The 21,093-nt window shown below is 67.7% G+C and carries 23 protein-coding genes; 16 read left to right on the top strand and 7 right to left on the bottom strand.

The window, feature by feature from the left end; all coding sequences use genetic code 11:
- The first annotated feature begins 158 nt into the window (after nucleotides 1–158).
- Complete coding sequence (locus tag AC2FAN_RS07180; RefSeq protein ID WP_476805200.1) at nucleotides 159–626, top strand: MmcB family DNA repair protein; 468 nt, start codon at nucleotides 159–161, stop codon at nucleotides 624–626.
- On the opposite strand, the gene AC2FAN_RS07175 is transcribed toward AC2FAN_RS07180, so the two are convergent.
- Complete coding sequence (locus AC2FAN_RS07175) at nucleotides 618–1,583, bottom strand: LysR family transcriptional regulator (protein ID WP_476805199.1); 966 nt, start codon at nucleotides 1,581–1,583, stop codon at nucleotides 618–620. The two genes, AC2FAN_RS07180 and AC2FAN_RS07175, sit on opposite strands and share 9 nt — an antisense overlap.
- 98 nt (nucleotides 1,584–1,681) lie before the next feature.
- Between AC2FAN_RS07175 and AC2FAN_RS07170 the strand changes: the two genes are divergently transcribed.
- Entirely contained in the window at nucleotides 1,682–2,851 is a 1,170-nt protein-coding gene (locus AC2FAN_RS07170; RefSeq protein ID WP_485173223.1) for an MFS transporter, read from the top strand.
- A gap of 78 nt (nucleotides 2,852–2,929) precedes the next feature.
- Here the strand turns inward: AC2FAN_RS07170 and AC2FAN_RS07165 are convergent, their stop codons facing one another.
- A complete protein-coding gene (locus AC2FAN_RS07165; protein WP_265051553.1) occupies nucleotides 2,930–3,496 on the bottom strand; it encodes an ActR/PrrA/RegA family redox response regulator transcription factor in 567 nt (188 codons plus the stop codon).
- Between the two features lie 87 nt (nucleotides 3,497–3,583).
- A complete protein-coding gene (locus tag AC2FAN_RS07160; RefSeq protein ID WP_485173222.1) occupies nucleotides 3,584–4,936 on the bottom strand; it encodes an ActS/PrrB/RegB family redox-sensitive histidine kinase in 1,353 nt (450 codons plus the stop codon).
- A 179-nt stretch (nucleotides 4,937–5,115) separates the two neighbouring features.
- On the opposite strand from AC2FAN_RS07160, the gene AC2FAN_RS07155 reads away from it, so the two are divergent.
- From AC2FAN_RS07155 to AC2FAN_RS07130, 6 genes are all read left to right on the top strand, one after another.
- Nucleotides 5,116–6,417, top strand: coding sequence for a polyhydroxyalkanoate depolymerase (locus AC2FAN_RS07155; RefSeq protein WP_265054981.1), 1,302 nt, complete (start codon nucleotides 5,116–5,118; stop codon nucleotides 6,415–6,417).
- Between the two features lie 44 nt (nucleotides 6,418–6,461).
- Nucleotides 6,462–7,202 carry a M48 family metallopeptidase gene (locus tag AC2FAN_RS07150; protein WP_265051555.1) on the top strand — a complete coding sequence of 247 codons (741 nt, stop codon included), beginning with the start codon at nucleotides 6,462–6,464 and terminating at the stop codon, nucleotides 7,200–7,202.
- Between the two features lie 93 nt (nucleotides 7,203–7,295).
- On the top strand, nucleotides 7,296–7,511 hold the full coding sequence (locus AC2FAN_RS07145; protein ID WP_476805196.1) for a hypothetical protein: 216 nt from the start codon (nucleotides 7,296–7,298) through the stop codon (nucleotides 7,509–7,511).
- A 174-nt stretch (nucleotides 7,512–7,685) separates the two neighbouring features.
- Nucleotides 7,686–8,846, top strand: a complete 1,161-nt coding sequence (locus AC2FAN_RS07140; RefSeq protein WP_265051557.1) for an amidohydrolase — start codon at nucleotides 7,686–7,688, stop codon at nucleotides 8,844–8,846.
- Between the two features lie 12 nt (nucleotides 8,847–8,858).
- Nucleotides 8,859–10,367, top strand: a complete 1,509-nt coding sequence (locus tag AC2FAN_RS07135; protein ID WP_485173221.1) for a serine hydrolase domain-containing protein — start codon at nucleotides 8,859–8,861, stop codon at nucleotides 10,365–10,367.
- Nucleotides 10,368–10,418: 51 nt separating this feature from the next.
- Nucleotides 10,419–12,008: an ABC transporter substrate-binding protein gene (locus tag AC2FAN_RS07130; protein ID WP_485173220.1), complete on the top strand. Its 1,590-nt coding sequence runs from the start codon at nucleotides 10,419–10,421 to the stop codon at nucleotides 12,006–12,008.
- Between the two features lie 3 nt (nucleotides 12,009–12,011).
- Here the strand turns inward: AC2FAN_RS07130 and AC2FAN_RS07125 are convergent, their stop codons facing one another.
- Both AC2FAN_RS07125 and AC2FAN_RS07120 read right to left on the bottom strand, forming a co-directional pair.
- A complete protein-coding gene (locus AC2FAN_RS07125; protein WP_485173219.1) occupies nucleotides 12,012–12,887 on the bottom strand; it encodes an aldose 1-epimerase family protein in 876 nt (291 codons plus the stop codon).
- Between the two features lie 102 nt (nucleotides 12,888–12,989).
- Nucleotides 12,990–13,163 (bottom strand): hypothetical protein, encoded by a 174-nt coding sequence (locus AC2FAN_RS07120; protein ID WP_476805192.1) that lies wholly within the window; start codon nucleotides 13,161–13,163, stop codon nucleotides 12,990–12,992.
- 44 nt (nucleotides 13,164–13,207) lie between these two features.
- On the opposite strand from AC2FAN_RS07120, the gene AC2FAN_RS07115 reads away from it, so the two are divergent.
- The 7 genes from AC2FAN_RS07115 (at nucleotide 13,208) to dapD (ending at nucleotide 18,113) form a co-directional block, all read left to right on the top strand.
- Nucleotides 13,208–13,807, top strand: a complete 600-nt coding sequence (locus AC2FAN_RS07115; protein WP_265051561.1) for a nitroreductase family protein — start codon at nucleotides 13,208–13,210, stop codon at nucleotides 13,805–13,807.
- Nucleotides 13,808–13,877: 70 nt separating this feature from the next.
- Nucleotides 13,878–14,861: a TRAP transporter substrate-binding protein gene (locus AC2FAN_RS07110; RefSeq protein ID WP_485173218.1), complete on the top strand. Its 984-nt coding sequence runs from the start codon at nucleotides 13,878–13,880 to the stop codon at nucleotides 14,859–14,861.
- Between the two features lie 27 nt (nucleotides 14,862–14,888).
- A complete protein-coding gene (locus AC2FAN_RS07105) occupies nucleotides 14,889–15,668 on the top strand; it encodes a VOC family protein (protein ID WP_485173217.1) in 780 nt (259 codons plus the stop codon).
- Nucleotides 15,669–15,823: 155 nt separating this feature from the next.
- Nucleotides 15,824–16,090 (top strand): hypothetical protein, encoded by a 267-nt coding sequence (locus AC2FAN_RS07100; protein ID WP_485173765.1) that lies wholly within the window; start codon nucleotides 15,824–15,826, stop codon nucleotides 16,088–16,090.
- Nucleotides 16,080–16,397, top strand: a complete 318-nt coding sequence (locus tag AC2FAN_RS07095) for a hypothetical protein (RefSeq protein ID WP_485173763.1) — start codon at nucleotides 16,080–16,082, stop codon at nucleotides 16,395–16,397. Before AC2FAN_RS07100 ends, AC2FAN_RS07095 begins: the two co-directional genes overlap by 11 nt.
- A gap of 53 nt (nucleotides 16,398–16,450) precedes the next feature.
- The gene (cobF, locus tag AC2FAN_RS07090; RefSeq protein ID WP_485173216.1) at nucleotides 16,451–17,209 is read left to right on the top strand and encodes a precorrin-6A synthase (deacetylating); all 759 of its coding nucleotides are present in this window, start codon (nucleotides 16,451–16,453) and stop codon (nucleotides 17,207–17,209) included.
- A 61-nt stretch (nucleotides 17,210–17,270) separates the two neighbouring features.
- Nucleotides 17,271–18,113, top strand: a complete 843-nt coding sequence (gene dapD, locus AC2FAN_RS07085; protein ID WP_485173215.1) for a 2,3,4,5-tetrahydropyridine-2,6-dicarboxylate N-succinyltransferase — start codon at nucleotides 17,271–17,273, stop codon at nucleotides 18,111–18,113.
- A gap of 93 nt (nucleotides 18,114–18,206) precedes the next feature.
- Here dapD and AC2FAN_RS07080 read toward each other — a convergent pair whose 3' ends face one another.
- Complete coding sequence (locus tag AC2FAN_RS07080; protein WP_485173214.1) at nucleotides 18,207–18,770, bottom strand: DUF1269 domain-containing protein; 564 nt, start codon at nucleotides 18,768–18,770, stop codon at nucleotides 18,207–18,209.
- Between the two features lie 96 nt (nucleotides 18,771–18,866).
- Complete coding sequence (locus AC2FAN_RS07075) at nucleotides 18,867–20,360, bottom strand: MDR family MFS transporter (RefSeq protein WP_485173213.1); 1,494 nt, start codon at nucleotides 20,358–20,360, stop codon at nucleotides 18,867–18,869.
- A gap of 192 nt (nucleotides 20,361–20,552) precedes the next feature.
- On the opposite strand from AC2FAN_RS07075, the gene AC2FAN_RS07070 reads away from it, so the two are divergent.
- Nucleotides 20,553–21,083 (top strand): isochorismatase family protein, encoded by a 531-nt coding sequence (locus tag AC2FAN_RS07070; protein WP_485173212.1) that lies wholly within the window; start codon nucleotides 20,553–20,555, stop codon nucleotides 21,081–21,083.
- Nucleotides 21,084–21,093 lie beyond the last annotated feature (10 nt).

Raw genomic sequence — 21,093 nt, 5'->3', positions numbered from 1 at the left:
CGGAATCCATCGTAGAACTCAGCGGCCTATGATGGATTCCGGCGCTCCGCTTCGCTCCGGCCGGAATGACGGTGGCGGTAAGTCAAGCTGAAGCAATGGTCCTGTCCTGAGAGCGGCTTGGACTTGCAATTTCGGAAACAAAGAGGGAACATGTTGGCATGTCCCTTCCGGATTCCGTTCTCAACCCGCCGCCCGCGCGGCCCGATATCACGCGTATCGTCTGTCGCGGCGCGGCCCGGCATCTGCGCGAGCGTGGCTACGCCATCGTCAAGGAGATGACCTTCGCGAATGGCCGGCGTGGCGACATCGTCGCCCTGTCGCCTTCGGGTGAGCTCTGGGTCGTCGAGGTCAAGTCAGGCATCGCGGACTACCGCGTCGACGGTAAATGGCCGGATTATCGCGACTATTGCGACGGCTTCCTCTTCGCGGTCGCGCCGGAATTCCCGCGCGAGATCTTGCCGGAGGATGTCGGGCTGATCGTCGCCGATGCCTATGGCGGCGAATTGCTGCGCGAGCCGCCGCGCCATCCCTTGAGCCCCGCGCGCCGCAAGATGCTGACCATCGCGCTCGCGCGGCTTGCGTCGATGAGGCTCGCGCTGATCGAGGATCCGGTCGATTCAGACTGAGGCCGCCTCTCGCGCAGACTCGGCTGGGGCGGGCTCCAGCGGCTTGGCAAAGCGGCGCAGGTCGATCTCGGCGACCAGGAAATCGATGAAGGCGCGCACGCGGGCCGGCAGCCGGCCGCCATGACCGACATAGACGACGTGGATCTCCTCGACATCGCCGGGATTGAATTCCTCGAGAACCGGAACGAGCCGGCCAGCTGCGATGTCGTCGGCGATGTGGAAGAGCGAAAGCCGGGTCAGCCCTTGGCCGGCAAGCGCGAGTTCGCGTGCGCTCTCCCCGTCGCCGACCGTGGTGCGTCCGCGGGCGGGGAAATCGCCGCGCTTGCCGTCGATAGCGAAGGGCCAGGAATCGCTGTGCCGTGTGAAGTTGAAGGTGACGAGGTCGTGCTTGGCGAGTTCGTCGGGATGGGCTGGAGCGGCGCGCGCCGCCAGATAGCTTGGCGCCGCGACCACCGCCATGCGGCTTTCGCCGAGCTTGCGCGCCACGAGCTGCGAGGAGCGCAGCGGCCCGACGCGGATGGCGACATCGGCGCGCTCGTCCACCAGATCGACCACAGCGTCGGCGAGCGTGATGTCGAGCTGCACCCCGGGATGACCGGCTGCAAAGCGCGGCACCAGCGGCAACAGGAAATGCCGGCCGAAGGGAACGTTGGTGTTGACCCGGAGCCGGCCGCGCGGGATCTGACAGGCGGCGACGGCGCGCTCGGCGTCGTCGAGGTCGGCGAGCACCCGCAGCGTCCGGTCATGGAAGGTCGTGCCCTCCTCGGTCAGCATGAACTTGCGGGTCGAGCGGACGATCAGCCTGACGCCGAGCCGCGCCTCCAGCCGGGCGACGAGCTTGCTGACCGCCGAGGGCGTCATCCTCAGCGCGCGTGCCGCCGGCGAGAAGCCGTTCAGCTCGACGACGCGGGCGAAAACCTCCATCTCGCCGGAGCGGTTGATCTCGGAGCGTGGCATCGTGAATTCAACTCACAATTCCTGATCGTTACCGCAGTCTAATTCACAGGCGCTCGCGGCGCTATCTCCGGGCCGAACCAGTTCCCCGGAGGCATCTCATGCCCATTGCCCTTTATGCTCTCACCGTCGGTGCCTTCGGCATCGGCGTCACCGAATTCGTGATCATGGGCCTGCTGCTGCAGGTTTCCAGCGATCTCGGCGTCAGCATCCCGCTCGCCGGCCTGCTGATGACCGGCTATGCGCTCGGCGTCTTCGTCGGCGCCCCCGTCCTGACGATCGCCACCCGCTCCCTGCCGCGCAAGACGACGCTGCTGGTGCTGATGGCGATCTTCACCCTCGGCAACCTCGCCGCCGCGCTGGCCCCGAGCTTCGGCTGGCTGATGTCGGCCCGCATCGTCACGGCGCTGGCGCACGGCACCTTCTTCGGCGTCGGCTCGCTCGTCGCCACCAGCCTGGTCGCGCCGGAGCGCAAGGCCTCGGCCATCGCGCTGATGTTCACCGGCCTGACGCTCGCCACCCTGCTCGGCGTGCCGTTCGGTTCCTGGCTCGGCCTCGCTTTCGGCTGGCGCTCGACCTTCTGGGCCGTGACCGCCATCGGCCTCGTCGCCTTCGTCGTCCTTGCCGTGTTCGTTCCGGCAGACCGCGAGCGCGTCGTCCCCGGCTCGCTTGCCGAGGAGTTCAAGGTGCTGACCCGGCCGCAGGTCCAGCTCGGCCTGATCATGACCGTGCTCGGCTTCGGCGGCATCTTCGCGATCTTCACCTTCATCCAGCCGATCCTCATCGAGCTTGCCGGCTTCAGCGAGGCGGCCGTCTCGCCGATCCTCCTCGTCTTCGGTGGTGGCCTCGTCGTCGGCAACCTGCTCGGCGGGCGCTGGGCGGATAAGGCTCTGGCGCCGGCACTGATCGGCTCGATCGCGCTGATGACCGTTGTGATGTTCGCCTCGAGCTTCGGGTTCCACAGCCAGATCGGCGCGGTCATCGCAGCATTCGCGCTGGGCGCAGCCGCCTTCGCCACCGTCGCGCCGCTGCAGATGTGGGTGCTTCAGCAGGCAGGCGGAGCCGGACAGGGCCTGGCGTCGAGCCTGAACATCGCCGCCTTCAACCTCGGCAACGCCTTCGGCGCCTGGCTCGGCGGCTTGGTCATCACGCAGGGGTTGGGTTATGGCGCCATCGCGCCTATCGCGGCGGTCGTGCCGCTGGTGGCGCTGGGCCTGGCCGCCTTCGCCGTCGCGCTCGAACGGCGCACGGCCCGGGCAGTTGCGGCCTGAGCGTTCCGATCCGAGAAACGACCTAACAAGAGAAAGCCCGCCGGATTCATCATCCGGCGGGCTTTCTTTATGGCCCTGTCAGCGCGGAGCGCGCTTGGCCAGGATGCGCTGCAGCGTGCGCCGGTGCATGCCGAGACGGCGCGCCGTCTCCGAGACGTTGCGGCTGCACAGCTCGTAGACGCGCTGGATATGCTCCCAGCGGACGCGGTCGGCCGACATCGGGTTTTCCGGCGGTTGCGGCCGGGCATCGCGGGAGGCGGCGAGAGCCGCGTGGATCTCGTCGGCATCTGCCGGCTTCGCCAGGAAATCGAAGGCGCCGAGCTTCACGGCGCTGACGGCGGTGGCGATGTTGCCGTAACCCGTCAGCACCACGCCGCGCGCATCCGGCCGGCGTTCCTTGAGGCGTGCGATCACGTCGAGCCCATTGCCGTCCCCGAGGCGGAGATCGATCACGGCGAAGGCGGGCGCGGCTTCTTCCACGGCTGCGAGCCCGGCCGCGACGCTGTCTGCTGTGCGGACCGCATAGCCGCGGCCTTCCATGGCGCGTGCGAGACGGGTGAGGAAGGGTTTGTCGTCGTCGACCAACAGAAGGGACATGTCCGCATGGGCATCAGCCCTGTCGGTTTCGCTCGGCGCATCCTGCATCATCGTCTCCTGACCGCTTGTCCATGCGCGCTGCGGTGGCGCGAAGTGTGGTTTCGAACAGCCGGTCGCAGGCCCGCGGGCCTCCGATCAGCTAAGCTCATGTAATGCCGATGCTTCCGGCTTGGTACCCCCTAGGGCCGGCAGATCCGCTTCAAAAATGTCGCGGGGCCAGACGATTCGGATCGAGGCGCCGCTCGCGGGGGCCGCCCGGTTCGAGAATTCCAGCGTCGCGCCGCCACGCTCCAGCAGCGTCTTGGCGATGAAGAGCCCCAGGCCCAGCCCGCCGCCAGCGCGGTTTTCACCGCCGCCGCGCGAAAGATAGGGCTCGCCCGCGCGCATCAGCACGTCCGGCGGGAAGCCCGGCCCGTCATCGGAGATCGCCAGCACGACGCGGCTTTGGGTCCACTCGGCCGCGATCGTCACGGTCGAACTGGCGAAATCGACCGCATTGTCGACGATGTTGCCGAGACCGTAGATCATGCCGGGATTGCGCCGGCAGACCGGCTCCGGCTTGTCGCCGGTCATGGTGATCTCGAAGGGAACGCCGAAGGGCCGCTGCGGCCCGGCAGCCTCCTCGATCAGCAGCCGGAGCGTCAGCTGGTCGAGCGGGCCGGCATCGTCGTCCTGCAGGCTGGAGAGTTTTCCGAGGATGCCGCGACAGCGCTCGACCTGCTCGCGCAGCAGCGCGATGTCCTCGGCCATCTCGCCATCGGGCGGGGCGAGACGGGTGAGCTCGCGGGCGACTAGCGCGATGGTGCCGAGCGGGGTGCCGAGCTCATGGGCGGCGGCCGCGGCGAGCCCGTCGAGCTGGGAGAGATGCTGCTCGCGCGCCAGCACCAGCTCGGTCGCGGCGAGCGCGTCCGAGAGGTCGCGTGCCTCCTTGGCGACGCGCCAGGCATAGATGCCGGTGAAGGCGAGGCCGAGCACGAGCGCGACCCAGTTGCCGAGCTGGTAGAAGGGCGGCAGCACCGGCCGGTCCGCGCCGGCCCAGGGCAGCGGCAGGTGGAAGCGGCTGAGCAGCGTCGCCAGCACCATCGCCAGCAGGCCGAGCAGCAATGTGCGGTGCGGCGGCAGGGCCGTCGCCGAGATCATCACCGGCGCCAGGAACAGGATCGCAAACGGGTTCTGCAGGCCGCCGGTCATGTAGAGCAGGGCGGCGAGCTGGGCGATGTCGAAGCCGAGCAGCGCCGTTGCGGGGCCGTCCTTCAGCCGATGGCTCAGCGGAAAGCGGATGCGCAGGGCGATGTTCAGCGAGGCCGAGACGGCGATGACGATGAAGCACCAGCCGAAGGGCAGAGAGAAGCCGAGGCCGAAATGCACGCCGGCGACCGCGACGCTCTGCCCGACGATGGCGAGCCAGCGCAGCCTGACCAGCGTGTCGAGCCGCAAATGGCGGCCCGTGCGGGCGAGCAGCGGGGCCGAGAGATCCGAGACACTCACTGGCGATCGGCCTTCTCAGCGGCTTCCAGCGGGCGCGGAAATAAGGGGTTCATCCACATGGCAGGAGAATCTTAGCCTTTAGCCGGGTTGAATGAGAACAAAATCAACGTAAGGTGCGTTGTTGCGACGCATCATCTTTTGTTGCGCCGCCGGAAGGACATCGCATGTACGGGGCCACCATGTCGTTTGCCTATCATGCCTATGAAGCGGTTCACATGATGGTGAGCCCGGTCCGGGGTGTTTCCGATGCGATGCATCTGGCTTTCAAGAACCCGGCCAATCCGCTGACCTACACGTCGTTCGGGCGCTCGGTCGCGGCCTCCTGCGAATTGTTCGAGCGCGTGACGCGCCGCTACGGCAAGCCGGCCTTCGGGCTCGACGAGACCACGATCAACGGCGTCAAGGTGCTGGTCGAGGAGCGGGTGGTCTGGGAGCGGCCGTTCTGCAAGCTCGTCTATTTCGACCGCAAGATTCAGGGCCGGCGCAAGCCGCAGCCGAAGGTCCTGCTGGTGGCGCCGATGTCGGGCCACTACGCCACGCTGCTGCGCGGCACGGTCGAGGCCTTCCTGCCCGGCCATGAGGTCTACATCACCGACTGGGTGGATGCGCGCCTCGTGCCCATGGCCGCCGGCCGGTTCGATCTCGACGACTACATCGACTACGTCATCGGTATGCTCCAGACGCTGGGTCCGGATACCCATGTCATGGCGATCTGCCAGCCCTCCGTCCCGGTCATCGCCGCCGTGGCGCGCATGGAGGCCGAGGCCGATCCCTGTGCACCGCGTTCGATGACGCTGATGGGCGGCCCGATCGACACCCGGCGCTCGCCGACGGCGGTCAACCAGCTCGCCATGGAGCGCGGCACCGACTGGTTCCGCCGCAACTGCATCACGGTGGTGCCGTTCCCGCATATGGGCGCGTTCCGGCAGGTCTATCCCGGCTTCATGCAGCTCTCGGGCTTCATGGCGATGAACATGGACCGCCATGTCACCGCCCATTACGACATGTTCAAGCATCTCGTCGGCGGCGACGGCGATTCCGCCGAGAAGCACCGCGAGTTCTACGACGAATATCTCGCGGTCATGGACCTGACGGCGGAGTTCTACCTGCAGACCGTCGACACCGTCTTCGTCCAGCATGCCCTGCCCAAGGGCGAGATGATGCATCGCGACAAGCCGGTCGATCTCAAGGCGATCCGCAGGGTCGCGCTGATGACGGTCGAGGGCGAGAATGACGACATCTCCGGGGTCGGCCAGACCAAGGCGGCGCATGATCTGTGCGTCAACATTCCCGCCGAGAAGCGCGTTCACTACCTCCAGCCGAAGGTCGGCCATTACGGCGTCTTCAACGGCTCGCGCTTCCGCTCTGAGATTCAGCCGCGCATCTCCGACTTCATGGTCAGCCTCGACATGGAGGCCGCCAAGGACCGCCGGAACGATAGCGCGACCGAGCAGCGCAAGGCTCTGAAGGTCGTCGGCTGACAGCCACTTCCCCATCGCCTGCGAATCCCGCACAATCGCGGGCGATGCGCATCTCCCTGTTCAGGCGCCAGCCGGACCCCGACCGGATCGAGGTCGTGCATGCCGGGACGCGCTATCCCGTCCTGGTCAAGCGCCGCGCCACGGCGCGGCGGATGACGTTGCGCGTCTCGCAGGCGAACGGCGAGATCACCCTGACATTGCCCGAGCGCGCCGACTTTGCCGCCGGGCGCGCCTTCGCCGAGAATCATGGCGGCTGGATCGCGGCACGCGTCGCCAAGCGCCCGCTCGCCGTGCCGTTCGAGCCCGGCCATGCCGTTCCGCTGCGCGGCGTGCCGCATCGCATCGTCCACTGGTCGAAGGCGCGCGGGCTGACGCAGGCGACGCAGGACAAGGACGGCGCGCCGATCATCGCGGTCGCGGGCGAGGGCGCCCATGTGTCGCGCCGGGTCAAGGATTTCCTGCGGCGCCTCGCGCTCGAGGATCTGGAGAAGGCTGTGCGCCGCCATACAGCGGCGCTGGGCATCCCCGCGCGCAAGATCACCATCCGCGACACCACGAGCCGCTGGGGCTCCTGTTCCTCGCAGGGCCATCTCAACTTCTCCTGGCGGCTGATTCTCGCGCCTCCCTCCGTGCTCGATTATCTCGCAGCCCATGAGGTGGCGCATCTCAAGGAGATGAACCACTCGCATCGCTTCTGGGCGCTGACCCACAAGCTTTGCCCCCATACGGAAGAGGCCGAGGCCTGGCTGAAGCGCCATGGCGCCAGCCTTCACGGCTATGGTTGACGCGGCGTGCCGGCCGCAATTCTGCCGTTAACCACTTTCTGAAGTCTCACCCCGCACAGTGAAGGCCGATTCGGCTTCAGTGTGAGTATGCCTATGGGTCAGGTCATCGCGTTCCGCCGCCTGCAACAGTCTTCCGCCCCTAGCGAGCCAGCGCTCGGCCTGATGTCGGCGGTCGATTTCGCGCTCCGCGACCTTGCGGAAATCATGCCCCACATCGCTCTCGATACTGCTCGCGAGCAGGCCGAGGCCTGTCGCGCCATGCTGGCGCAGGCCTTCGACGCCGAGGTCGAGGCCGAACTCGGCGGCTGACACCGCCCCGCGCATGCCGCCCCCGGCGATGATGCGGGTTGTCGAAGCGGATGAATTGTCGAACCTCTCCCGAAAGAGCCGGCGATCGTGCCGGCTCCGGCATTCGGACCGAAAAGTGGAGCCCACTTTCCGGGAAAATCCGATGCAATGAAAATACGCCCGGGAGGCTCATCCGTGTTCCTGACCAACAGCGATATGGTCGATCTCGTCGATCTCAGACATCGGCTGCACCGGAGGCCGGAGATCTCGGGCGAGGAAGGCGAGACCGCCGCGACCATCGTCGAATTCCTCAAGCCGACACAGCCCGACCGCATCGTCACGGAGCTGGGCGGCCATGGCGTCGCCGCGATCTATGAGGGCGCCGAGCCCGGCCCGACGGTGATGATCCGCGCCGAGCTGGACGCGCTGCCGATCGAGGAGCTCTCGACCAGCGACCATCGCTCCGAAATTCCCGGAAAGGGCCATCTCTGCGGCCATGACGGCCATATGACCATTCTTGCCGGCCTGGCGCGCGGGCTGCAGCGCAATCCGCCGAAGCGCGGCCGCGCCATCCTGCTGTTCCAGCCCGCGGAGGAGACCGGCGCGGGCGCCGCAGCCGTCATCGCCGATCCGAAATTCGACGAGATCGTGCCGGACTACGCCTTCTCCCTGCACAACCGGCCGGGAATTCCCGTCGGCCACACGCGCATCTCGGAAGGCGCGGCCAATTGCGCCTCGCGCGGCCTGAAGATCGTCCTCAACGGCGAGACCACGCATGCCTCGACGCCGGAGCATGGCCGTTCGCCGGCTCCCGCCATCGCGCGCTTGATCCCGGAATTGACGGTGCTCGGGCCGGGCGGCGCGCTCGATGCGAATTTCGCGCTCGCCACCGTCACCCATGCGGGGATCGGCGAGCCGGCCTTCGGCATCGCGCCCGGCCGCGGCGAGCTCTGGGTGACGCTGCGCACCGTCAACGACGCGCAGATGGGCGCGCTCTGCGAAAAGGCCGAGGCTCTGGTGCGCGAGGTCGCGGAGGCCGGCGGGCTCGAAGCCGAACTGAGCTATCACGACATCTTCCACCATTGCGAGAACGAGCCGGAGGCGGTGGCGATGCTGCGCCGGGCGATGGACGAGGAAAAGGTGCCGCACGGCCCGACGAAACCGTCGCGCGGCTCCGAGGATTTCGGCCTGTTCGGCGGCAAGTCCAAATCGGCAATGTTCCTGCTCGGGTCTGGCGACACTGCGAATCTGCACAATCCGGATTTCGATTTCCCGGATGACGCCATCGACACGGGCGCGCGCGTCTTCATGCGGGCGCTGCGCAATCTGCTCGGCGAAGCCCGGCCGCAAGGCTGAGAGGGCAGGCGCATGGCTCCGGACTGGATGCGCGCCGCCGCGCGTGCGAACGAGATCGTTGCGAACTGGCAGCGCGACGCCGGGCCCGGCGGCGCGGTCGTCCTGTTCGATCGCGACGGGGTGCGTGAGGCTTTCGCCGGCGGCCTCGCCAGCATCGACCACAACCTGCCCTTCACGCCGCAGACGCCGAACCGCTTCGCCTCGATCAGCAAGCATCTGCTGGCGATCGCGCTGCTGCGCGAAGGCGTGCCGCTCGATGCGCCGCTCGGCCGCTGGCTGACCGAGCTGCCCAAGCCGCTGGCCGAGGTCGAACTCGGCCGCGCCCTCGACATGACCGGCGGCCTGCCTGACATGATGGAGGCCTTCTGGCAGCAGGGCGTGCCTTTCACGGCGACGCTCAGCGCCGAGGAAATATACGCGCTCGCCTGCCGGTTTCCGTCGCTGAGCGCGGCTCCTGGCACCGAGATGGCCTATTCCAATACGGGCTGGCGGCTGGGCCAGCGCATCCTGGAGCTGATCACGGGCAGGCCCTACAGGGACATCGTCGCCGAGCTGTCCGGTGATCTCGGCCTCTCCTTCCGCCTGCCCTATGACGCGGCCGAGATCGTGCCCGGCCTCGCCACGGGCTATTGGCGTGACGGCGAAAGCTGGCGGCGCGGCCATTACGGTTTCCACTTCTCCGCCTCCGGCGGCATCGCCGGCTCCGCCGCCGATCTCGCCGGCTGGGCCTCCGCCCTGCTCGCGGGGCGCGGGCCGCTCGCCGGCATGCTGGAGCGCCTGACGGCACCGCGCCATTTCTCTGACGGAAGCGAGAGCGTCTATCGGCTCGGGCTGGTCTGCAGCCGCCTCGGGGCAACCGAAATCGTCGGCCATGGCGGCTCGCTGACCGGCTATCGCAACCATATGCTGATAGCGCCGGCTCTGGGCGTCGGCGTGGTCGTCCTGACCAATCGCGAGGAGGAGGCGCTCTGGCCCGCCCTGACGGTCCTCGCCGCCCTGCTCGGACAGGAAATGCCTGCGGCGGCGAAGGCGCCGACCGGGTTGTTCGTGGCCGACGAAGGCCCGTTCTGGGCCGAGCTGACGCCGGATTCGATCAGTTTCATGGGTGGCTATGAGCGCCTCGTCGAGGACGGCGATGGTGGCCTGCGCAGCCTGCCCGTCTATCTCGACATCCGTCTGAAGCAGGACGGGGACGACAGGCTCACCGGCCTGATCGGCGGCGTACGGCGCTCGCTCCGGCGGGTGCCGGCGGATACGGCGCTTGATGAACGGCTGGTCGGGCGCTGGCGCGATCCGGGCTTCGGCACCGAGATCGAGATCCGGGCGGGCGGCACCGCCCTGATGCCCTGGCCTTCTGGTGGAACGGTCTCGCGTTTGATGCCGCTGCCGAACGGCCGGGCGCTGGCCGAACTGCTTCACGGCCCCTGGCGCTCGCGGCCCTGCCTCTGGCTCGATGCCGATCGCGGCTTGCGGGTGGCCGGGCACCGGGCAAGGATCCTGCAAATGAACCGCGTCGGCTAGGGCGGCTCGTCCGGAGCGCTGCGGTCGACGACGATGGAGGAGGACGTCCCGATGCAACTGCCCCGTTTCGCTGCAGCGCTGCTACTGACCGCATCCGCGCTGCTGCCATTACCGGTGTTGGCGCAGGCACAGCCGGCCGCGAACCGCGTCCTGCGCGTCGCGCCACATGCCGACCTCAAGACGCTCGATCCGGTCGCCGCCTCCATCGTCATCACCCGCATGCACGGGTTGATGATCTACGAGACGCTCTTCGCCTGGGATGCGAATCTCCAGCCGAAGCCGCAGATGGTCGAGAGCTTCGAGACCGCGCCCGACAAGCTGAGCTGGACCTTCAAGCTGCGTCCCGGCCTCAAATTCCACGATGGCCAGCCGGTCACCACGAAGGACGTCGTCGCCTCGCTCGCCCGCTGGATGAAGCGCGACACCATCGGCGGCAAGCTCGGCGAATACACCGAGGGCATGGAGGTGGTCGATGATGCCACCTTCAGGCTCAAGCTGAAGCGCCCGCTGGCTCTCGTGCCCTTCGCGCTCGGCTCGGCCGTCGGACAGATCCCGGTGATCATGCGAGAGGCCGACGCCAAGAGCGATCCGATGAAGCCGATCACCGAGACGATCGGCTCCGGCCCGTTCAGGTTCAACCGCGAGGAATGGCGCAGCGGCTCGAAGATCGTCTACGACCGCAACCCCGATTATGTCCCGCGTTCCGAGCCGGCCGACGGGCTCGCCGGCGGCCGCGTCGTCAAGGTCGACCGGGTCGAATGGCTGATCATGCCCGATGCGGCGACCGCGGCCGCCGCGCTCCAGACCGGCGAGATAGACATCTGGGAGCAGCCGAGCCAGGACCTGATCCCGATCGTTTCCGCCAACAGCCAAGTCAAGGTCGAGCGCTATTCCAACCTCGCCAATCAGGTGATGCTGCGGCCGAACCATCTCCACCCGCCCTTCGACAACCCGAAGGCCCGGCTCGCCTTGGCTTATGCCACCGATCAGGCGGACTTCCTCGCCGCCGGCTTCGGCGACGAGGAATGGTGGAAGCGCTGCAACGCCTATTTCATCTGCGGCGGCCCGAACGGCATCGAGGCCGGTGCGGAAGGCTACGCCAAGCCCGACCTGGAGAGGGCGCGCCAGCTCCTCAAGGAGAGCGGCTACAAGGGCGAGAAGCTCGTGCTCTCGACCAGCAACGATATCGCCCCGATCGGCCGCATGGCCGAGGTCGCGGCGTCGCAGCTCAAGGCTGTCGGTTTCAACGTCGACGTCCAGTTCGCGGACTGGGGCGCCGTCACCACGCGCCAGCAGAACAAGAGCCTGCCCGATCAGGGCGGCTGGAACCTCTTCGTCACCTATGCCTCGGGCGCGACGATGCAATCGCCGCTGACCAATATCGGCACCAACATGGCCTGCGAGCGGGCCTGGGCCGGCTGGCCCTGCGATGCCGAGGCGGAGAAGCTGCGTGGCGCCTTTGTCGATGCGCCCGACGACGCCAGCCGCAAGATCGCGCTGGAAGCGCTGCATAAGCGCCTCGCCGAGATGCAGCCCTATCGCGTGCTCGGCCAGTTCGACCAGCCCTATGCGCGACGCACCAATGTCGCCGGCGTGCTGCCAGCGCCGGTGATGCTGTTCTGGAACATCGAGAAGAAGTGAGGGCTAGAGCGTCACGCGCCAGGTGAAGTCGCGGCTTTCGCCCGGCGCCAGGGTCAGGATGCCCGGCTTGGCCGCGAACTCGCCCTGCCAGCCGGCCGGGCTCGCCATGCTGTACCAGGGCTCGATGCACAGGAACGGCGCGCCGGTCGGTTTCGACCAGATGCCGAGATCCTTGTAGCCCTCCCAGCTTACGGTCAGGGAGCGTCGCTCCCGCCCGGCGTCGTCGCGTGCTGCGAAGCGCACCGAGCGGTTGGCGACGTCCGCGATCACGATCGCATCGTTGGCGAACAGCCCCTCGGCGAGCGGGAGTTCGGTGCCCGCGAAAGGCAGAGGGATCGCTGGTCCGAGCAAACCGCCGTCGACGCTCAGGCCCGGCCCCGGCTCGGCTTGCGGAAAGGTCAGGCGATGAGCCTCCTTCGCGATCCCCTCGGCCAGCGGCCAGAGGAAGGCGGGATGGGCGCCGACGCCGCAGATCAGCTTCGTCTCCGCCGGGTTGCTCACCTGCGTGGTCACCGACAGCGTATCGTCGGTGACCGCGTAGATCATCCGCAGCACGAAGCGGAACGGGTAGTGCGCCAAGGTCTCCGCGCTGTCCCGCAACTCCAGCACGGCGCGGTCGGCGCTTCGCTCGACCCAGCTGAACAGGCTGTCGCGGGCGAAGCCGTGCTGCGTCAGCCGGTAGGGCTGTCCTTCGTGGATCAAGGTATCGTCGGTGAGGCGCCCCACGATCGGAAACAGCACCGGTGAATGGCGCGGCCATTCCGGGCCGCCATGCCAGAGCGCCGGCCCGTCCTCAGTGCTCAGCGCTATCAACTCGCCGCCCTGGGCCCTGATCGTCGCATGCAACCGGCTGGAGGAAATCTCATGGGTATCGCGCATCATCATCTCCGGCGGCTGCTTCGTTCCTCGATATCCGATCAGGCGGGCCAGCGGAATTGCGATGACCTCCCGCGCGTATCGCGTACGCGCTTGTTATGCGTTTCACGCAAGAGTGATGGCTTCCGGCAAAGAGTTTATGCGATAGAGGCGCCGTGCCCTGTCGGGTTCGTTTGATGGCAAGGCGTTGCCGGAATGGATCTTTTTAAAGATTTTCCTTTCCTTGACCGCCTGATCGCGTGTGCCGATCCTGCCGAACGCCTCCGCAGGGAATTCCATCGGAGGTGGTTCGCGCCGCCGCCAATCTGCCGTCAGGACGTTCGATGACCAACACCGCCAACAGCCGCACCGCCGATCACGATATCGACCCGCTCTTCCTCGAGCGCTGGTCGCCGCGCGCCTTCACCAACGAGATCATCTCCGAAGCCGAGTTGAAGGCGCTGTTCGAGGCGGCGCGCTGGGCACCGTCTTCCTACAATTCGCAGCCCTGGCGCTTCATCTATGCGCGGCGCGACTCGGCCCATTGGCCGACGCTGCTGGGCCTGCTCAACGAGTTCAACCAGTCCTGGGCGAAGCACGCGGCAGCCCTCGTCGTCATCGTCTCGAAGGAAGCGATGGCGGTGCCCGGCAAGTCGGAGGAAGTGCCGTCCCACAGCCATTCCTTCGATGCCGGAGCCGCCTGGGCCAATCTCGCCCTCCAGGCCGTGCGGCTCGGTTGGCAGGCGCATGGCATGGTCGGCTTTGATCTCCAGCGCGCGCGGTCGGAACTAAAGGTGCCGGCCGGCTACCGCGTCGAGGCGGCCGTCGCCATCGGCAAGCCCGGTGACAAGGCGCAGCTTCCGGAAGCCTTGCAGGCGCGCGAGACGCCGAGCCAGCGCAACCCGATCAGCGCGACCGTCTTCGAAGGCAGCTTCGGCGGCTGAACGGCTGTTGCCTCTTGCCGGGGGAGCGGTTTCGGGCGATCCCCCGATCAGCGCCGAAGGAGGCAAGCCCTTGCTGATCACACGCCGTCAAGCAGCCGCCGGCCTCGTCGCCGCGCCGGCTGTCCTGAGTGGAAAGGCCTTGGCCGCCGGGCGCCCGGTCACGGTCGCCTCGCTGCTCGGCGAGGACAAGCCGGAAACCAGGATCTGGCGGCGGATCGCCGAGATCCTGGCGCGCACCGCGCCGGGGCGTTTCGATCTGCGCATCGTGCCCAACGCCGCGCTCGGCGGCGAGAAGGAAGTCGCCGAGGGGCTGCGGCTCGGCTCGATCCAGGCGGCGCTCTCGACGGTGTCCTCGCTTTCCGCCTGGGTGCCGGAGGGGCAGGTACTCGACCTGCCTTTCATGTTCCGCGACAGGGATCATCTCGGGCGCGTCTTGGCCGGGCCGCTGGGCGGCGAGCTCAAGGCGCGCTACGAGGCGCAGGGCTTCGTCGTGCCCGGCTTCATCAATTACGGCGCCCGCCATCTGCTGGCGAAGGAACCGCTGACGACGCCGGCCTCCGTCAGGGGCAAGCGCATCCGCGTCATCCAGAGCCCGCTCCATACCGCGCTCTGGTCCGGCTTCGGCGCCTATCCGACGCCGATCCCGATCCCCGAGACCTACAACGCCCTGAAGACCGGCGTGGTCGACTGCATGGACCTGACCAAATCCGCCTATGTCGGCTTCCGGCTCCACGAGGTCGTGCCCGTCCTGATCGAGACCGGCCACATCTGGGCGACCGGGGTCGTGATGTTCGCCGCGCCGTTCTGGAAGGCGCTGGCGCTGCCGGACCGCGAGGCGCTGGCCGCCGCCGTCGCGGAAGGAACTGCCTATTTCGACGAGCTGATGCTGGCTGACGAAGCGGCCTCGATGGCCAAGGCCGCATCCGAAGGCGGCAAGGTCGTGCCGGCCGAGGACCGCGCCGGCTGGCAGGACGGCGCCCGCAAGGTCTGGGCGAGCTTCGCCCCCCAGCTCGGCGGCATCGACAAGATCGAGGCCATCGCGCAGAGCGCCTGAATCCAGCATCGACAGGGAGTCGCGACCATGCCGCTTTCGATCGACCATATCGTCATCGCCGTCACCGATCTCGACGCCGCGGCGCGGGACTACACGGCGCTCGGCTTCACCGTGCTGCCCGGCGGCGAGCATCCGCGCGGCTCTCGCAATGCGCTGGTCGTGTTCGAGGACGGCGCCTATCTCGAGATCATCGCCTTTCCGCGCCCGGTGCCGGGGTTCCGCTGGTGGCAGGTGCTGGATCGCGCCGGCCCCGGCCTCGTCGATTATGCCGTGCTGCCGGATGATTTCGACGCCGATCTCGCCCGTGCCCGCGCCGCCGGCATCGTCATGGACGGGCCGATCGAGGGCGGCCGCCTCCAGCCCGACGGCACACGCATCGCCTGGCGCTCGGCCCGCCCGCCCGAGCCCGACATCCCGTTCCTGGTCACCGACGTCACGCCGCGCGATCTGCGCGTCCCCAAGGGTGAGGCGCGTCGTCATGCCAATGGCGTGACGGGGGTGGCCGGCATCACCGTCGCGGTTCAGGATCTCGCCACCTCGACGGCGCGCTACCGTGCCTTGCTCGGACGCGAGCCTGTCGCCACGGGCGGCGTTCCCGGCCTCGGTTTCGGCCTCGTGCAGTTCCGCATCGAACGGCAGACCTTGTCGCTGGTCGAGCCGCGTGGCTCTGCCGCAGCGGGACCGGCTGCGCATCTCGTCCGCCATGGTCAGGGCTCCTACGCGGTGTCTTTCTATGGCCCCGACGACCTCACGCTCGATAGCGGCCTTGCTCATGGCGCTCGTCTGGAGATCGTCCGCGATATCTGAGCCGGCGGCGTCATTTTCCGGTCACGCTTGCGAGCGAGAGTGGCCCGTTACCTTCGAATAGTTCTATTTATGTAGTAATAACAAAGGCTTGCATCGAATCTCAGTCCTGCCTATCTCTCCCGGCGATCAGTGAATCAACCGACGGAGGTACCGGGATGGGTGGGGTCACCGAGGTGGATGTCGCGGCCGCGATCGGCCGGATCGACGAGATCATCATTCGCGAGATCGTCCGCACCGGCGCAACCCGGCCGGAGCTGCGCCGCGCGCTCGCTCTGGCCAAGGGTCCCGGCGATCTCGCCGCCGATTCGGCTCTGCCGCCGCGCATGCAGCGCCTCGTCGATCTGCTGGCCGTGACCTTGCCCGAACAGGGGCCGCCAAACCGCCGCCATCCCGCCATGAAGGGTATCGATCGTGCCGCCTGAACAGGGAAGCGCCGAATCGCTCGAAGCTGCCCGCGGCCATCTCCGCGAGGCGGTCATGACAGCTTTTTGCGCGGCGCTCCGGGATACTCACCTGCCGCCGTTGGCGCTGATCGAGCTGGCGGCGGAAGCGGTCGGGTCGGTCTACAGAGAGGTGGCGGATGCTCATCGCGGCGATCAGCCATGCCCTTGCGGCTGGCACCCGCGCCTCGCGGCGGATCTGGAGGCGCTTCAGGCGGCGCTGGCGTTGAGCGCGGCGCCTGTTCCCCAACCCGACCTCGCGCGCATGGTGGTGCTCGGCCGGGCCTGATCTCGCATTCCCGGTGCGGGCCATGGTAAGCCGCTGCGAACCTTCGGAGCGGCATGCGCAACATCCTCATCATCGGCATCGGGGCCGGCAATCCCGACCATATGACGGTCGAGGCCATCGAGGCGCTGAACCGCGCCGACGTGCTGTTCATCCCCGACAAGGGCGAAGAAAAGGCGGCGCTGCGTGCCCTGCGCGAAGCTATATGCGCGCGCTTCATCCGAACGCCCGGCTATCGCACGATCCCCGTCGCGATTCCGCAGCGAGCGGAAGCCGGCAGCGATTATCGCGGCGTCGTCGACGACTGGCATGAGCGCATCGCCGCCAGCTATCGCGCCCTTTTCGAGGCCGAACTGGCTGAAGGGCAGACCGGCGCGCTGCTCGTCTGGGGCGATCCTGCGCTCTACGACAGCACCTTGCGGATCATGGAGCGGGTCGTCGCATCCGGCCTCGCCATCGACTGGCAGGTCTATCCCGGCATCAGCAGCGTCCAGGTGCTGGCGGCGCGCCACCGCATTCCCCTCAACAGCATCGGCGCGCCGATCCTGGTCACGACGGGGCGCAGGCTGGCGGCGGGCTTTCCGGCCGATCAGGACAGCGTCGTCGTGATGCTCGATGGCGAGCAGGCCTTCGCGAAGCTCGATCCCGAGGGGCTCGACATCTTCTGGGGCGCCTATCTCGGCACGCCGGACGAGATCCTGCTTGCCGGCCCGCTCGCCGAACTCTCCACCGAGATCACCCGTGTTCGGGCGCAGGCCCGTGCCCGGCACGGCTGGATCATGGATACCTACCTGCTGCGTCGCCGCCCGGCTTGACGCGGAGCCCCTCATCCGCCATCGCTCGCCGCGATCTTTCGAACCCTGCCGGAGCCGTCTGATGTCCCTCGCCGATCTTGCCGCTACCATCGACGCCGCCTGGGAGAGCCGGGCCGAGATCGGCATCTCCACCAAGGGCGCGGTGCGCGAGGCCGTCGAGCAGGCGATCGAGATGCTCGATGCCGGTACCGCTCGCGTCGCCGAGAAGCAGGGCGCCGACTGGGTCGTGCATCAGTGGCTGAAGAAGGCGGTGCTGCTCTCCTTCCGCCTGACCGACAACATGATCATCGCCAACGGCCCGGGCGAGGGCGTGTTCTGGGACAAGGTGCCGTCGAAGTTCGAGGGCTGGGGCGAGAACCGCTTCCGCGCTGCCGGCTTCCGCGTCGTGCCGCCGGCCGCCGCGCGCAAGGGCTCGTTCCTGGCGCCGAACGTCGTGCTGATGCCGTCCTTCGTCAACATCGGCGCCTTCGTCGACACGGGCACCATGGTCGATACCTGGGCGACGGTCGGCTCCTGCGCCCAGATCGGCAAGAACGTGCATCTCTCCGGCGGCGTCGGCATCGGCGGCGTGCTCGAGCCGCTGCAGGCCAACCCGACCATCATCGAGGACAACTGCTTCATCGGCGCCCGCTCCGAGGTGGTCGAGGGCGTGATCGTCGGCGAGGGCTCGGTGCTCTCCATGGGCGTCTTCATCTCGGCCTCGACCAAGATCGTCGACCGCGCGACCGGTCAGGTCCATGTCGGCAAGGTGCCGCCCTATTCGGTGGTGGTGCCGGGCTCGCTGCCGGGCAAGCCTTTCCCGGATGGCACGCCGGGCCCGGCGCTCTCCTGCGCCGTCATCGTCAAGACGGTCGACGCGCAGACGCGCTCCAAGACCGGCATCAACGAGCTGCTGCGCGACTGAATCAGCCGTCATTCTCGGGCGCGCGCAGCGCTGTCCCGAGAATCTCGTGCAGGAGATGCTCGGGCGGAGCCCGACCATGACGTGCCTTGATTTTCAGCCCACCGGCGAAGGCGCGCCCGTTCCCTGCGGGTAGGGCTCGGGCGGCGTCTGGGCCGCCGCCGGCGTCGCGCCATGCGCGTCGGCCAGCGCATCGCGCAGCTTCTGCTCCTGCGCGCGGTCGAGCGAGGTCTTGAGCACGGTGCCGCCGGTGCCGCGGATCGCTTCCAGAACCTTGTCGCCGGTCACCTTGTTGATCAGCACGAACAGCGCCGCATTGCCGGGTTGCAGGCTGCCGGACAGGTCTTTCATGAACTTGTCGTTGACGCCGTAATCAGTCAGCGCGCCGCCGAGCGCGCCGGACGCCGCGCCAAGCGCCGCCCCGAAGACCGGCATCAGGAAGATCGCGCCGATCAGCAGGCCCCAGAACGAGCCGGAGACCGCGCCCATCGCCGTCGTGTTCAGGAGCTGGTTGAGCTTCACCTTGCCGCCGTCCTGCATCACAGCGATGGCGGCATCGCCGATCTCGATCAGATATTCCTTCTGCAACCCGATCAGCTTCTGGCGCATCTCCTCGGCGCGGGCCTCGGTCGAATAGACGATGACGACGAGATCGGACATGGCGGGAACTCCTGCTGCGGATGCTGGCATGCTGGCCCGGATGGATGACGGGCTCAAGGCAACGCGCAGTCGCAGCGAGCGGTTCCGGCCGAACTCCTATTCGCCGCCGACCGCGTTGGCCGCTTCGACCGCCCGGCCGCGCAGCGGCAATTGCTCCATCAGGGCGAGCGAGACGAGGGCGCAGCCGAAGCCGAGGCTTGCCGCGCCGAAGACGTAGCGGAACAGCGTCACCATCGTTTCCCGATCGACCGTGCCGAGCTTGAGCGCTTCTGGCGAGAGCTGCGCGGCCGCGCCGCCGACGCCGCCGAGCACGATCGCACCAAAGATCGCGACGATCAGCGCCCCGCCGATCTGACGGAAGAAATTGGCGACGGCCGTGGCCGTGCCGAGCTGATGAACGGTCACCGCGTTCTGGATCGAGACGGTGGCGACCGGCAGCAGCGTGCCGAAGCCGATGCTGACGATGGCGAGCAGCACGGAGAAGGGCAGCAGCGCGAGCTGCCCCGAGAACGCGGCGAGCACGGCCGTGCCGGTAAGCGCCACGAACAGCCCGACCATCGGAACGCGCTTGTAATGGGTGAGATGAGACATCGCCCGGCCGGAACTGGTCGCACCGACGACGGTGCCGCAGGTCAGAGGCAGCAGGCCGAGGCCGGAATGGGTGGCGCTCAGCCCCATCACGGTCTCGAAATAGAGCGGGAGATAGATGGTGAGGCCGATGAAGGTGCCCATGCCGAAGCCGGCCGCCAGCGTGCCCCGGCGCACGACGCGGTTGCCGAGCAGGTCGAGCGGGATCAGCGGTTCGGAGGCTGTGCGCAATCGCCAGGCAAACAGCGCCCACAGCAGCAGCGAGACGCCGATCAACGTTGCGATCGGCAGGGAGCGCCAGGGATAGGCGGTGCCGCCCCAGGACAGGGCGAGCAGAAGCGACACCGTCGCCAGCATCATCAGCACGGCGCCGATCACGTCGAGCTTGTGGGGGTGCTCGTGGCGCGGCAGGCGTTTCAACGCCCCGCTCGTCATCCAGTAGGCGCCGAGGCCGAGCGGCAGGTTGATCCAGAAGATCACCGACCAATGCAATTGCTCCGCCAGGACGCCGCCGAGAACGGGCCCAAGCAGCGAGGACGACATGAAGACGCTGGCGAAATAGACCTGATAGCGCCCGCGCTCCTTGGGGGGCACCATATCGGCAACGATGGTCTGCGCGAGCGCGATCAGCCCGCCGCCGCCGAGGCCCTGAATGAAGCGCGCCAGCACGAGCAGCCAGAGCGAAGGCGCCAGCGCGCAGGCGATCGACCCGATCACGAAGACGACGATGCCAGAAAGCAGCACCACGCGACGCCCATGGATGTCGGCGAGCTTGCCGTAGAGCGGCGTGACGGCTGTCGCGGCGAGCAGGTAGATCGTCACGATCCAGGACAGATGCGTCACGTCGTTGAGTTCACGGCCGATCGTCGGCAGCGCGGTCGCGACGATCGTCTGGTCGAGCGCGGCCAGGAACATGGCCAGCATGATGCCGATCAGGATCGAGCGGATATCCGCAGGCGTCAGCGGCGCGGCAGGAATCTGTGTGTCGAGCCGCTTGTCCATAAAAACCGCGATCGTATCTGCGTCTTGGGAATGCTGGAACTTAATGTCAGCTCTTGCCATGCGCCAGAGGCGCGTCGTGGGAGCGGCCTTGCGACCAGGGCGGGGCAGGTCGAGAGTTGACGGCCTTCGCCACCATGGGTTTCTCCGGCGCTTGTCATGCTAGGCTGGCGGGAAAGCGAGAAGGGAGCTGGTATGCCGCTGCTGTCCGCCGGGAACGCGATGCTGGTCATCATCGATTTCCAGGCGCGTTTGATGCCCGCGATTCATGCCGGCGACAAGGCGCTGCTCAATGCCGGGCGTCTCGTCGAGGCGGCGCGCCTGCTCGACATATCCACGATCCTGACCGAGCAGAATCCGCGTGGTCTCGGCGCGACAGTGCCGGAACTGGCCGGGGCCGGGCCGGTCGTCACCAAGATGAGCTTCGACGCCTGCGCCGAACCCGCTTTCCTCAATGCCGTCGCGGGCGATCGCGAGCTGGTGGTCTGCGGCTGCGAGGCGCATGTCTGCGTCGGCCAGACGGTGCTGACCCTGCTCGAGCATCGTCGGCGGGTGATCGTGGTCGCCGATGCGATCGGTTCGCGGGCCCCGGAATCGCGCGAGATCGCGCTGCGCCGCATGGCGGGGCACGGCGCCGAGATCGTCACCACCGAAATGGTGCTGTTCGAATGGCTGCGGACGGCCGAGCACCCGCAGTTCAGGCCGGTCTCGAAGCTGATCCGCTAGAGCCCGCCGG

It is taken from the genome of Allobosea sp. RIT-PG3_2 (genome assembly GCF_057321085.1).
The sequence above is the reverse complement of the archived record's forward strand: the minus strand, read 5'-3'. Positions and strand labels throughout refer to the sequence as shown.